Source organism: Thermogemmatispora argillosa, from assembly GCF_059696725.1.
The window spans coordinates 3834948-3848335 of sequence record NZ_AP019377.1; the positions used below are offsets into that span (position 1 = coordinate 3834948).

Consider the following 13388-nt stretch of genomic DNA (forward strand, 5'->3'; position numbering starts at 1 on the left):
TTGAGTTTTCATCTGTGTGGTAGGGCAAGTAACTTGGAGGATGAAGGAGGGGCATATCATACCTTTTGGATGTATGGAAATATGCCTCTGTTGTCAGTCTTAGTGCATGCACATTTGCATGTGTATGACCTAGTCATTTACCAATTAAACTCGGCCAAGGCGATGCAGTACTCTCTCCGCTGCTTGCTGATCGAGGGTAGCGTGGCATTTCTCGAAGATACTGCAGGCGTCGTTTAAATAGCTTATACCCCTCTGCCTTTCTCTACTAGGGCCTTGAAAACTCCTAAGTAGGAGCGTGCCAAGAGTGTAGAGAGAGCTAGCATATTCTAGTATCATATCTCTTCGAAGGAAAATATCTAATGATTGTTTAATATGATCTTCAAAAGATTTTTCTGTCAAAGAAGTTAAGGATATGATTCCCTTAATAAATTGTGCTTTGGCGAATTCCCATACAGATTCCTCTTCACTGATCTCCTGCAGTAACTTTTCAATAAGTGTCTTGGCTTCCTCTCGATCACCGAGGAGGAAGAGGACTTCCGCTAGTATAAGCTGCCCTTCGTTGCGTGTCTCCGAATCTAACTCATCAAGGGATAAAGCGCGTTCTAGAAGTTTTTGGGCTTTCATTAGACATTTTATGTATTTGTTGTAATCTGTACTATTAGGTGCTACTTGCTGCTCAGTAAGAGTGTCGACACCCAGCACTAGCGTGGCATGGGTTAATCGCATTCTTGCAAGAGATACAAGTACGAAACCCATAAAAGGTATAAGATTAATAGATCTAGCAAGAGAAAAAGCCTTGCGGATAGCTGACAGTGCATCCCTAATTTTAGACCTCCTTTGTAGGATTACTGCTAAAAAAGCGTTCCAAAGGCAAAGATAGACCTTATCACTAGTGTTTCTTGCGAGCTCCAGGCCCTTCTTAAGCTCCATTTCTGCCCTCTCCAGGTCCCCTAAACGTACGGCCAAGAGGCCCAGGTTACTAGTGGTGACTGCCCTGAGCTGGTTATTCCCCAGCCTTTCGGCGAGCATCAGTGCTCGACGGAAGGCTGCCTGAGCCGATTTATATTGTCCAATGGTCAAGTATGTATGGCCAATATTACAGCATGTTGCCGCGATATCTCTAAAACAACTATATTTCTCAAATATTGTTAAAGATATATTTAAATGATAAAGAGCTTCCTTTAACTTACCGATAGTAATTGCAATAGATCCCAACAACCGATGCGTTAAAGCTATGTCCACTTGGTCGCCCATAAGACTAGAGTTAATGTTAGTCCCTCTGAGAGGTTTATCAAGAGGAAGCCGAATAGCCGGGTGCTCTAGTTTCTGCCGAAATAGGTCTAAGGCATGGTTTGCGGCTTGAATAGCAAGCTGATAATTCCCCATCTGCCAGGCTATATAGCTCTGCTGGCGATAAATACTAGCCCAGGCGGGACTTTTCTCAATGCGGGCTTCGCGGAGGATTTGCGCGCTTCGCTCACAGCAGCGAGTGGCCTCCTCTGTATCGCTGGCATCGTACCATGTCCAGCCGATCTCGACCCAGATCATAGCCTGATACTGAGCCTCATAGAGAGCCTCCTCAGGCGTCGCCGGCTGGCGCTGATAATTGCGCACCTCTAACAAGCGCTCATAGAAGCGGCGAGCCTCCTCAGACTTGCCCTGCACACGCAGCGAATAGGCCAACAACTCATACAAATCCGCCAGATGGAGGCGCTCCTCCTGACTCCAGGCCGCCAGCGGACGCCCCTGAGACTCCTGCAAATACTGGATCGCCAGGCGATAATAGTACTCAGCCTCCCCATAGGACGACAGCGCATAAGCATGATCACCCGCCAACTCGGCGTAGCGCGTAATCGCCGCTGCCTCGCCACCACCCTTCACCAAATGCTGCGTAATCGTCGCCGCACCCTCGGCCTCACGCCCCGCATACTTGCGCTCCAACACCTGCGCCGCCCGCCGATGCAGACTCGTCCGTCGCGCCCCCGACAAGCGCTGATAGAGATGCAGACCCAGCAACGGATGCCAGAAATGATAACTGATACGCGTTCCCGCCCCTTCCTCAACAAGGACCCCCTCACGCAGCGCCTCCTCCAACAAATCGAGCAAGGTTGCTTCGTCGATAGAGCTACCGCCCAGTTGCTCTAGCTGCAACACCTCGCCAAACTCAAAAGCTCCCTCCAGGATCGAAGCGTTGCTCAGAAGCCGCTGGCAGGCCGGACTCAGACGACGCAAGCGCAAATCGAGCACGGCAGCGATCGTCTCCGGCAACGGCATCGTCCGCGCTAACTCCTGCTCGCGGCCCTTGCCCCTCATTTCCGTCAACAACTGCTGCACTACCTCTGGACTCGCACCCGCCAACGTCCGCGCCAGCTCCTCGGCGAAAAACGGATTACCTCCCGCTTGCTTCTGAATATAGTGCACCAGCGGCTCCGGCAAATGCGCCACCAGCGAAGCAATCTGCTCCTCACTCAGCGGCTCAACCTCCAGCCGCAAAGCCACCTGCTCGCGCTGCAAATGAGGCAGCAACGTCCGCAAAGGATGATCCTCCGGCAACTCCGTATCGCGGTAGGTCGCAATAACCATCATCGCCCGCTGCTGCAGGTGCCGCACCAGATAGGCCAGCAACTCGCAGCTACTGGGATCAGCCCAATGCATATCATCCAGCACGATTAACAGAGGCGTGCGCTCGCTGATCATCGTCAACAGATCAAGCGTTGCCTCCCAGAGACGGCGCTGCTCATCCTCGGGCGAAAGGGGATTAACAAACTCGACATGGGGCAAAGCGTTCAGCTCGGGGAGGAGAATACTGAGAGGTTGATAAAGCAAGGGGCGATGACTAATCTCCTGGATCTGCCAAAGACCACGACTCTGGGCATTGCGCAGCACTTCTGTCCAGGGGCGATACGGCACACTGCTTTCTTGGGCATAGACACGGCTCCAGGCAATCACCCAACCGCGTTGCTGAGCCTCACGCCCCACCTCCTCCGCCAGACGCGTCTTCCCAATGCCCGCCTCACCTGCCAGCAGCACACACTGCGGCTGACGCGGCTGATCAAACGGCGAAAGGAGCGCGCGCCGACGGTTTCCCAGACGGACGCGGCGCTGCTGCTCACAGGTCTGCATCACCGTACGTAGCGTCTCCAGCTCCTCCTTGCGACCCACGAGCGGACTCTGATGCTGGCGTCCCACCTGCACCTGCGAGCGCCCATCGCGTCCCTCCTGGCCACGCCCTTCCACCTCCAGCAACGATGTCAGCGGCACCGGCGGAAGCCCCCTGACATTGACCGAGCCACGACGCACCTCCTCATAAAGCCGGCGCGTTTCAGCCAAAGGCTCAATGTCATGCGCCCGCCGCAGCGCCTCGACCAGGCGGTGATAGACACGCATCGCCTCAGCCCGACGGCCCTGCGCCGTCAAAGCGATAATCAGACGCTGCACGGCGGCCTCATTCGTATCATCAGCAGCTAACAACCGGTCCATTGGCTCAATCACAGCGGCGTAGGCCTCGCGTGCCAAACGCAGATCAGCCAGCTCCAGCAACGCACCCATCCAATGGCGACGCAGCATATCACGGCGCGGCACCACCCAAGGCACATCTGACATCTCGGGAAGCAGATCATTAGCATAGAGCGCCACCGCCTCCTCAAGCAGATGCTCCCGCTCGGAAGCCGAGCGCTGCTCCTCATGGGCCTGCATCAGCAGCAACTCAAAAGCATCACTATCCGTCCAGATCTCGTGCTGATCAGCCAACGCCAGCCCCTCATGTTCCGTGCGGAGCAAGTGCGAAATCGAGGCCCGTGGAAGCGCAGGCTCTAAAATTCGACGGAGCGAGTAAACCGTACGATCAAGCCGTGCGGCAGCCGTCTCGGGGTCAAGGCCTGGCCAGAGGGCTTCCATAATCTGCTCCCGACCCAGCTTGCGGCCCGGACTAAGCAACAGAAGGGCCAGAAGCTGGCGCTGACGCTGGTGATGCCAGCGGGCATCTTCAACAGTCTGCCAGTTGCGCCCCACCCGACGCTCAAGCTCAAAGCGCCCGAGCATAGATACGCGAAGCAGCGCCGGATCATCATCCTGGGCGGGACGCCCCGCAATCCACGTCTGGATCTGCTCCGGCTGGACATCGGGCGGCAACGTCTTCCCGATATAGGTGCGCGTCGTGCGACCGTTCACTGTCTTGTAGGCATACCAGTAGGGGCCGTGTCCAATGCCCATATTGCATTTGCGACAGCGCGGCTTGCCGCAGAAGCTGATTTGTTGATGGTAGGTCACTTTTGTGCTCATGTGATGATCCCCTAACAGCGGTTCCTACCTGCTTCTGGCATGCACTTTACTGGAGATAGAAATAGGCTGAACTGCGCTAAAGGAGCCTGGAGGACCTTTGGTTAACTTCCCTCATTATACCTTATACCCAATTGTGCGCAAGCTGGCAGCAGAAACGAGTGAAAAGGATCGCGCACCTCTCTCGCTGTCTTCACCTCTCAACGTTAGCGCCTGGCCAGCCTTCAAAGAGCCAAGCGCCACTGTGGTGCAAGCTTCCAATCATCGCACTTGTAGCCGGAAGCGAGCGACAGGCCAGGCAACCCAGGCCCAACCGACAACGCTGGGCCGGTCAGGCCCAGCGCGGACAGTGGATGAATGAGCAGGCGCTCTGTCGGTCGAGGATCACTGGTCGGGTCCACGCTCTTTACATAAGACTGGTATAAGACAGAGCTGGAGCGCATCTTCTACGAGAGCCGCCCCCTCTTCGCCCACGACCAGCTCTGCTCCCATCAAGGAGCGGAAGCCTGGGGTCTGCATCATCCTCTGCAGGGACCTGCATTACCCAATTGCAAGGCAGGCATCACGCGATTCTGGGACGCCTGTCGAAGTAACTCATAGCGTGCGCTCTTTCTCCCAGGGACCTCGCGAGCATGGCGCTACATCGACCTCCGCGTGGATTATCCTCTTCTCAGTCAGTAAGAACGAGCGAGAGAGCAATAACTCACCAGGAAGATACTGAGGAGGTAGAGAAAACTGCCGGTCGGTATACTGCCCAGTGTCAGTAAGGTCCTCGTCGTCCATGTGTTCTTCTGCGCCCCTGGCGCAGGCAGCAAGGAGGAAGACAGCCCATGTGCGAGAGCGAGGTTGCACGGCTGCGATCGCAAATCCAGCGAGAGCTAGAGGCCATGCAGCGTGGTCTTTACGGCCTGGCTCTGGGTACCGCCCGCCATGAATTCATTCGGCGGCGAATGGACTATCTTGGACATTGTCAGCAGCGACTCGCGGGCCAAATAGGCGAGGAGCAAGCCATGCAACTGATGTATACCCTCTACGTCCAGGTAGTGGGCTAGAAGGGACAAGCGCTCGCATGAGGAGGCGTGGACGCTGACTATGAAAGAGCAGTTACAGTCGAAGCACGAGGCGCCTTTGTTGCCAGACCTGCAAGCTCTCCCCGGCCTGCTGAAGCGCCAGCTCGCTCGACGCAGACCGCCAGTGCGCCGCTGGCAACGCGACTTGCCACTGCGCCTGGAGGTGGGCACCGCCTGGCATCAGGGCGAGGGCCGGCGCCTCAGCTCAAACGGCGATCACCTGGTGGCACTGCAAGGAACCTGTATTTGCAATGAGCGCTTGCTCCCCTTCGGCCTCTTTGTGGTAGCCGATGGCCTGAGTCTGGGTAACCGTGTCTGCGATGTGGAAGCCAGCCGCCTGGCCATTCAAACTCTGCTGCAGTTCGTGCTTCTTGGCCTGACAGGCTCCCGCCAACTCAACGAAGAGCAACTACCACAACTGCTCGTCGAAGGGGTCAGACGCGCTAACCAGGTCGTCTATCTGCGCAGCATAGAAGCATGCACATATATGATGACGACGCTGACAGTAGCGCTCATCATCGAACTAACAGCCTATATTGCCAACGTTGGCAACAGCCGGGCCTACCGCTACCGGGAGCGCGAGGGACTCGTACAGATCACCCGCGATCACTCACTGGCGGCACGCATGGCAGAGACCGCAGTCCTCACGCCAGAGGAAGCCGCTCATCATCCCGAGCGCCGTCAACTCTATCGCGGACTTGGCGGTAAAGCCACTGTCGACGTCGACTGCTACAAGCTTGGCCTCCAGGTTGATGATCGCTTACTGCTCTGCTCTGATGGGCTATGGGAGGCGGTACACGATGCCCAGTTGCTGGCGATCATCTGTCAGCCCGGCCTGTCCTCGACCGAAATCTGCAACCGCTTAGTGACCGCAGCCCTCGACAGCGGCGGGCTTGACAACATCAGCGCGATCGTCATGCACGTGGCGCCCATAATCGCCTGATCGCTATCTAAATAGACTTCTGCACCTATTCATTACCAGGTTATTTCTCAAGCTGATACGGAGGAAAGAGAGGTTCATACACATGGTCAGTGTCTTGCCAAAGACCCCATCCACCACCTGTGTTGTCATCGGGGCCGGACCGGCTGATGATGAGGAACTGCGCTGGCAACCGCGCTATCTGGGGCGGGCCTTTGATATTACGGATGACAAGACATCCCTGCAACCAGAACAAGACATCCTCTGCCTGCGAGATTCGCGCCAGATGTACAAACACGAGATTGGGCGTACGCGGCAGCTCTCCGCCGAAGAAGTGACGGCTCTGGCACGGCAGATGGAACGTGCGCGCGAGGAACGCAAAAAGGCCCACCCTGATCCCTCCATTCTCGCTCAGGGCGAGGAAGCCAAGCGGCAACTCATCGAATCCAATCTGCGTCTGGTTGTCAGCATTGCGCGTCGCTACGTGGGTCTGGGAATGGATCTCATGGATCTGGTCCAGGAAGGCAACATTGGCCTCATTCATGCCATTGAGAAATTTGACTACCGCCGGGGCTACAAGTTTAGTACCTATGCCACCTGGTGGATCAAGCGAGCCATGTCACACGCGCTGGCCAAACAAGCGCATACCATTCGCGTGCCCCTCTACAAGCGCGAAGAGCTGAAGCGTCTGACCCAGGTGCGCCAGCGCTTGCAGCAAGATCTGGAGCGCGACCCCACCACTGAGGACCTGGCCGAAGAACTGGACCTTCCGGAGCGGCAGGTGATTGCCCTGCTGCAGGCCAGCGAAGAGACCCTCAGCCTTGATTCACCGGCCACCGGCTCAGAAGACGAGATCCCATTTCGGGACACCATTGAGGACGACATAGCCTACTCGCCCGAGCAAGTGGTGATTCGCCAGATGCTGGAAGCCCATATCAAGGAGGTACTTCAGAGCCTCAGCCCCAATGAACGGCGCATTATTTGCCTGCGCTATGGTCTCCAGGGAGCACGCGAGCACTCCCTTAAAGAGGTCGGGCGCAAACTAGGGGTCACTCACGAAGCCATCAGGCAGGCGGAGGCAAAAGCCCTGCGCAAACTGGCCGAGCCTTGTCGCAAGCGTATGCTTGAAGAGTTCCTTGTACCTTAGTGCACAACCACACGGAGCAAACTATCTATGGTCAGCCACAAGCGCGTGCGACCGGGAGGCCCAGACCCTGGCACCTCTCCTGGCCACGCGCCTGCCTCTCCAATGAACAAGAGCAGGTTATCGCTGGCAAGCTAGGGGGCTGGGAAGCGAACAGCAGGAGACAAGAAGGCAAACAGATAGACAAGAAACAACTTATTGCGTACTCTAGAGCCGGACATCGACCCAACCGCACAGACAGGCCAGGCATACAAGCGAAAGCGCCTGCACCTCTCTCAGGGTGGGCTATCGTGTAAGATGAGAAGCCACGAGCAGCGCCGTCTCTCGCTGGTGGCCAGCAAAATGAGAGGGATAGTAACCAGCTTGTATTGTTGACCAACGAGGGCCGGATCGCTCAGCTCAGGACTGGCGGAGCAGCGATCAGGACTCGTTTTCTCTAGAAGAAAGAGCAGGTCACGATGGGCAAGCTTGTCATGGTGATCGACGACTCATTGCCGGTGCGCAAGATCGTCGAGGTATGCCTGCGACGCCAGGGCATCGAGTGCCTTACCTATGCCGATGGCGTAGAGGCCATCCGCACGCTCGCAAAGCAACGTGATCTCCTCCCCGATCTCGTGCTCCTGGATATTGCTCTACCGCATCTAAGCGGCTACCGCATTGCCCAGATCCTCAAGACTCGTCACCCGCGCCGTCCTGTGATCATCATGCTCTCCGGCTACGATAGCGTCCTCGATCGCCTTAAAGGACGCCTGGCGGGTGCCAGCGCTTATCTCACCAAGCCCTTTCGGACAGACGAGCTGCTAGCAGTCATCAAGACGCACCTGGGGGAAAGTGAACCTTCTGGACAACCAGCCGCCCTTGTTGAATGAAGAAGGAGCCAGCGTCGGTGCAAGGAGAGACGGCGGGAGAGGCAGAAACGAACCTTGCTGCCGGCGCGGCTCCTATCCTCGCCTTGGAAGGCCCTGGCAGGGAAGCGTTTAAGGGCAGCGGCTTAATACCTCCTCGATGCGAGCGATTTCCTCCTCCCGCAGTTCGGGATAGCAAGGGATAGCCACCAGTAAGCGCGCGACCTCGCGGGCGCGCTCGGTAGTCACGACACGGCAGGGAAGCTGGCCCTGACGGTACAGCGGCTGGTCTGGCACCACGCTGTAGGTGTCGGCAACCTGGATACCCGCCGCGCGGAGACGGGACTCTAACAGGTGGCGAGCTTCCAGCGTGGGCGCTTTCACCATATAGTTGAAAAAGGCGTGGCGTCGACCAGGGGCAATGTAAGGCGCGGTGAACGAAGTACCGGCCAAAGCAGCGCTATAGCGTGCGGCAATCTGTTGGCGACGGGCCACCCAGCTATCAAGATAGCGCAATTGAGCCAGGCATTCCGCCGCTGAATACTCGTCCATGCGGGCCCGGATGCCCCAGGTCTGATGCTCATAGCGGTGCCGACCGAGGCGACCGGTGTTGCGCCAGGCGCGGGCCTCAGCCGAGAGGAAAGGCAAGCGAGAACCGAGGCGTGTGGTTAAGGTGAGCAGACCTGCATCGCTGCCCATCGAGCCAATGTTTTTCACATCACTCAGGGAAAAGCAGCCACAGTCGCCCATGCTCCCCGCGTAGTAAATATGGTGGGTTCGGGGATCACAATAGGTCGCGCCGTGGGCCTGAGCGGCATCCTCGATCACAAAGAGCCGATGCTCATCAGCTAGCTCCAACAGCGGGCGCATATCGGCCATCTGCCCAAGCATATGAACGGCAATAAGCGCAGCAGTCCGCTCGCTGAGAGCCTCCCTGACGCTCGCCGGGTCAATCGTATAAGTCTGTGGATCGATGTCTACAAAGACGGGGATCAGACCACCCTTAGTGAGAGTACCGCTCTGAGGGTCAAAGGCGAAGGCGTCATTGACCGAGTAGGCGGTCATAATGAAGGTGTAGGCCGGGACAATGATCTCACTGCCGGGCGGAAGGCGTAGCAGTTCACAGGCGGCTCGCAGGGCAGAGCTGCCGCTATTCACAGCGATGGCATCGGCTACCTGCAGATAAGCCTTAAAGGCCTCTTCCAGCGCCCGTACCCGAGGTCCATTGGTGTGACTGCCGCTCTCCACTGCCTCCTCGACCACTTCGGCCACCTCCTGCTGAAGGGCGGTCAAGCGTTGCTGCAGACGGCGCCCGTTGCCCTGTGCAGGGATCAAAGGCCGGACCTCGCTGGGGGCTGCTGCTGCACTACCGTAAGATGCTGACCGACTCATGGCAATGCCTCCTTGCTGCGCGGTCTCCAACTGAGGCCGCGGTGGACGCGATATTCGCTTGCTTCAAGATAAGTGTTTCCGTCGTAACGATAGCCTATCATGATTTATAGTCGCATGCCTTGTGATTTCTACCAGGTTATCGATGAAAGGATATCGAGGTTAGGGGGTGCAAAGCGTGCAACCGGGGCACAGATGTTTGAGCCGCTGCGGGCAAGGGAGGCAAATCCGGGGCAGGAGGCTCTATCTTGGGCAGCAGAAAGCTGTCCAGACTGATCAGGGCGTCTGGTCCAAAGAGCCAGGGACAAGACGCAGGACAAGGCACCGCTTCCCGCCAGCGGCTGAGCTGAGCACTGGTAGTCTCCCGTCTCTTCGTGCCAGCCGTAGCCGTAGTATCGCGCCTGGGCTGATCTGATCAACCAGGCCGGCTCTTTCCCTCTTCACACGTCGAATACCACACTGCTCCCCTTAGCTGACTCGTTTCTCCCCTCCCAGCCTGTCAGGCGGAAGATCGCTAGACTGATAGAAGAAGCCTGCATGCTCACGATCTCCTGACAGCAAGCTAGCAGCCTTCGGCAGTGCTACCAGAGCGAGAGCGACTTGCCCTCAAAGCAAGCGAGCCGTTTTTCTCTTGCAGAAGCCGATTCCTCTTCTTTTTAACAAAGCTCGCTTGTTTATGCTTTTCTACTGCTATTTCTCTTGGGAGGATAGCGACTGAAGAGGAAATTGTCAAGCGGCAAGCGGCGAAATGAGGGTGGCAGCAGGCCAGTGAGGCGCCAGCGGAATCAAGATGCTGACGCCTCGCATGCTCACTGGCGCTGAAGCTCGCCGGAGCCGTAGCCACATCTAGCTACCTAGGCTCGAAGCGAGCGCAGGCGAGGCCAGGCCCGTTCGGCCTGCTTGCGAGCCTCACGGACCCGAGCGCGGACCTCTTGCAGCCTGCTGGCCGGAACGATGCGAGCTGGCGGCCTCCCACGCTGGCGACGTTGCTGCAGTAATCGGATGATCAACGGCAGGGCCATGATCAGCGCCAGTGCTGGCAGGAGCAGGATCGGGCTAAAGGCGCGGCGCTCCTCGGGGGGACGGCCCTCAACCAGAGCAGCCAGCGCTGCCAGCGTCTGGCTGTAGATACGTCGCAGGCCCAAGGGAGCGAAAACACGCTCAAAGAAGCCGCCAAGGCCGCTGCCACCCTCCCACATAGTAGCGATGCGCACCTGGCTACGCTGCCCGTCGGCTATTGGGGTGACAGTCCAGGTGGTGACCAGCGAGGAATTCAGATCGCTCTCCGTCAATGTCTGTCCCCGTACCGGCTCGCTGACGCGCATCCGGTAGAGGCGTTCTCGTCCGCCAGCACGCAGGCGAAAGCTGATCACTGTGCCCTCGCCCTGGGCCCCCTGCTCAACACGGTAATCCTGGAAATTGGCCGGCAGAATCTGGGGGTGCCGTCCCTTATAGTCGGCCAGAATAGCATAGATATCTTCCGGCCTACCCGGAATAACCTTTTCGCTCTGAACGATAATTCTACTCACAAAATGCACTCCTTTCCTGATCTATATCGTCTTCTAGCAAGTATATATGCTGATCCGTCACTTCTCTCCTGCTCTCAGTATGGATACGCCCTATGACAAGCAAGTGTAGATATGCCGATAAATAGGCAGAGGGGCCTGTGTGAGGGAGAGAGGGGCTGAGACGAGCGAGCAGGCCAAAGGTCGGGCCGGGCGACCTGGCCGCCCTAGGGAAGGCTCGACGCGCCTGGTGCTGGGGTAGCTGTCGGGAGAGGAGACGGCGCTACTGAGGGGGTGCTGCTGCCGAGGGGTTGGAGAGTCTGGGGAGTCGTCGAGGGTTGAGCCAGACCCGAACTGACTGAAGCCGTTGGTAGCGGCGAACCTTTCAGCCCAACAGCACTGGCTACACGGATGGTGATCGCGGCGGCATTATCGGGCAGGCGCGAGCCGGGGCCACTAAGCACGATAGAGGCGCTATGGATACCAGCCTGCCGTTTCAACAAGGTCAGGGCCTGATCCCTGGTCTTTCCTTTGATCAGATTGGCCAACCGTAGACGCTCCTGATCATCAAGACGGTAGGCCCAGATGCCTTCTGCCTGCACATGCACGGTCAGCAGGCCTGGCTGACGCGGATTGGGGACAACTGAAACCACGCTGGTGATGATCTGCCCCACCAGGCTATAAGCCGGCCCAGGGCTCCGCGCGGCATCGTTGGTCAGCAAGCTCGCGGCAAGAACACGGGCCCCTACCTGATCGTAGACCTCGCCGCTGCAGATGACAGTCACGGTAACAGTGACGCTGGCGGCGCGGTCACCGGCCTGCTGGTTAGCACTCGTCAAAGCCGGGCATTGCACCGTACCCACAAAGCGCTCATTCGCCGTCGCTTGGGCCTGGAGAGCGCGCTGCGCCTCAGCAGTTAAGGGAGTCTGAAGGGCAGTGCTGGCCTGATCAATGTCGCTTTGCTGGACATAGGTATAGGGCTGAGGATCAGCACCGCCGCTGAAAGCCAGCGGATTTTGGACCGTGATGCCATTAGCGCAGCAGGGGGAGGCGCGGAAAGCAAAGGCTGGAAGGTTCCCTTTACTTCCGGGCTGTAAAGCATGGGCTGGAACGCTGGCGCTGGACTCTAACGGGGGGGCAGCGGCTGGCAAGAAAGCGGTCTGATCGGTAACGACTTGTACGCCGCTTGGGTCGCTCAGGATGGTGCCTTTGGGAACGCTTTGGGGCAGCGGCAAAGCGTTATAGAACGTCAGGATGCCCTCCGCTCGCGTCGCTGGCGTAACGCCGTGCCCACTGGCTGGCACCTGGCGGCTTTGGCGCAATTCTGGCGAAGCCAGAAAACGCGCACTAATCTGGTGCCGGGCGGCATTAGCTGGCAGGCCTGGCTGCGCACTCAGTGTATAGATCTGCTTGAGATCGCGCGTCTCGGGCGTAATGATCACGCTGGCAGCCACCGCCGCCCCGCTAAAAAGCTGAGTCAAAGGAATCAGCGTTAAACTGGCGAGTAGGAGCAGTCCGATGACGATGCCGAACAGCAACCAGGCGCGTTTACTGGCAAAGGAACTGCGGGCAGCTCGATTCAGGCGTGTGAGAGGAGGAAGCAGGCGCGGCCTGAGCGCGGGCAGCAAGGGAGGAAGGGCGCCAGTTGGCCCGGGAGAGGGAGCGGAGCGCTCGGGCGCTGTAGCGCTCTCCTGCTCAGCGTCGCTAATGCGGGCCAGTGCTGTGGGGGGACCTGGCGGAGTGCCTGCGCTCGCTTCTCCACCAGTGCGACTGGCAGGCTCGGGGGCCGAAGCCGAGCGCTCGGCTTCGGCTGAAGAGGCCTCTTCAGCCGGCGCAAACGGTGGCCGCTGAGTGGCGGCGTACTGTTCCAGCGAAGAAAAGACAGGTAAGCGTTGCTGGCGGGCATAAGCAGCCACTTTCGAGTCTGGAGGCGCGATGATGACAAGCTGAGTATGCAGCTCGCGCTGAAGCTGTCGCAGCCCCTCGAAGTCAACCTTACGATAGAAGGCCTTATTCTCTGCGGGCAGAATCAGCACCGTTTGCCAGCGCCCTAACTTCTCTTGCGTCATGATGGCGGTGAGCACGCTCTGTCGCGTATCCTCGGGCCGCACCTCGATGATGCTAATAGCCTGACTATGTAGTACTTCTGAGCGAGGCTGCTCACGAGAGTTGTGGTTTTTCGCCATTCGCGCCTCCTTGCTCTCTTCGAAGGCCGCCGCTGACTCGTGTAGCTCACTG

At 58.1% G+C, this 13388-nt stretch carries 8 protein-coding genes; 4 read left to right on the plus strand and 4 right to left on the minus strand.

Annotated elements, in window-relative coordinates; all coding sequences use genetic code 11:
- Positions 1 to 144 precede the first annotated feature (144 nt).
- Entirely contained in the window at positions 145 to 4281 is a 4137-nt protein-coding gene (locus AC6H1L_RS14905) for a DUF6788 family protein (RefSeq protein ID WP_497598278.1), read from the minus strand.
- 827 nt (positions 4282 to 5108) lie between these two features.
- On the opposite strand from AC6H1L_RS14905, the gene AC6H1L_RS14910 reads away from it, so the two are divergent.
- The 4 genes from AC6H1L_RS14910 to AC6H1L_RS14925 all read left to right on the plus strand — a co-directional run bounded on the left by AC6H1L_RS14910 (position 5109) and on the right by AC6H1L_RS14925 (position 8280).
- Positions 5109 to 5330 carry a hypothetical protein gene (locus tag AC6H1L_RS14910; protein WP_497598279.1) on the plus strand — a complete coding sequence of 74 codons (222 nt, stop codon included), beginning with the start codon at positions 5109 to 5111 and terminating at the stop codon, positions 5328 to 5330.
- A 40-nt stretch (positions 5331 to 5370) separates the two neighbouring features.
- Complete coding sequence (locus AC6H1L_RS14915) at positions 5371 to 6291, plus strand: PP2C family protein-serine/threonine phosphatase (protein WP_497598280.1); 921 nt, start codon at positions 5371 to 5373, stop codon at positions 6289 to 6291.
- Positions 6292 to 6373: 82 nt separating this feature from the next.
- A complete protein-coding gene (locus AC6H1L_RS14920; protein WP_497598281.1) occupies positions 6374 to 7414 on the plus strand; it encodes a sigma-70 family RNA polymerase sigma factor in 1041 nt (346 codons plus the stop codon).
- A gap of 455 nt (positions 7415 to 7869) precedes the next feature.
- Entirely contained in the window at positions 7870 to 8280 is a 411-nt protein-coding gene (locus AC6H1L_RS14925; protein WP_497598282.1) for a response regulator, read from the plus strand.
- Between the two features lie 108 nt (positions 8281 to 8388).
- Here the strand turns inward: AC6H1L_RS14925 and AC6H1L_RS14930 are convergent, their stop codons facing one another.
- From AC6H1L_RS14930 to AC6H1L_RS14940, 3 genes are all read right to left on the minus strand, one after another.
- Complete coding sequence (locus AC6H1L_RS14930; RefSeq protein WP_497598283.1) at positions 8389 to 9648, minus strand: DegT/DnrJ/EryC1/StrS family aminotransferase; 1260 nt, start codon at positions 9646 to 9648, stop codon at positions 8389 to 8391.
- A gap of 851 nt (positions 9649 to 10499) precedes the next feature.
- Complete coding sequence (locus tag AC6H1L_RS14935; protein WP_497598284.1) at positions 10500 to 11174, minus strand: SRPBCC family protein; 675 nt, start codon at positions 11172 to 11174, stop codon at positions 10500 to 10502.
- A gap of 203 nt (positions 11175 to 11377) precedes the next feature.
- Positions 11378 to 13336, minus strand: coding sequence for a baseplate J/gp47 family protein (locus AC6H1L_RS14940; protein WP_497598285.1), 1959 nt, complete (start codon positions 13334 to 13336; stop codon positions 11378 to 11380).
- Positions 13337 to 13388: the final 52 nt, after the last annotated feature.

Coding starts and splice junctions, on each gene's coding strand:
- AC6H1L_RS14910 (WP_497598279.1), top strand. CDS start 5,109: ATGTGCGAGAGCGAGGTTGCACGGCTGCGATCGCAAATCCAGCGAGAG.
- AC6H1L_RS14940 (WP_497598285.1), bottom strand. CDS start 13,336: ATGGCGAAAAACCACAACTCTCGTGAGCAGCCTCGCTCAGAAGTACTA.
- AC6H1L_RS14905 (WP_497598278.1), bottom strand. CDS start 4,281: ATGAGCACAAAAGTGACCTACCATCAACAAATCAGCTTCTGCGGCAAG.
- AC6H1L_RS14915 (WP_497598280.1), top strand. CDS start 5,371: ATGAAAGAGCAGTTACAGTCGAAGCACGAGGCGCCTTTGTTGCCAGAC.
- AC6H1L_RS14930 (WP_497598283.1), bottom strand. CDS start 9,648: ATGAGTCGGTCAGCATCTTACGGTAGTGCAGCAGCAGCCCCCAGCGAG.
- AC6H1L_RS14925 (WP_497598282.1), top strand. CDS start 7,870: ATGGGCAAGCTTGTCATGGTGATCGACGACTCATTGCCGGTGCGCAAG.
- AC6H1L_RS14920 (WP_497598281.1), top strand. CDS start 6,374: ATGGTCAGTGTCTTGCCAAAGACCCCATCCACCACCTGTGTTGTCATC.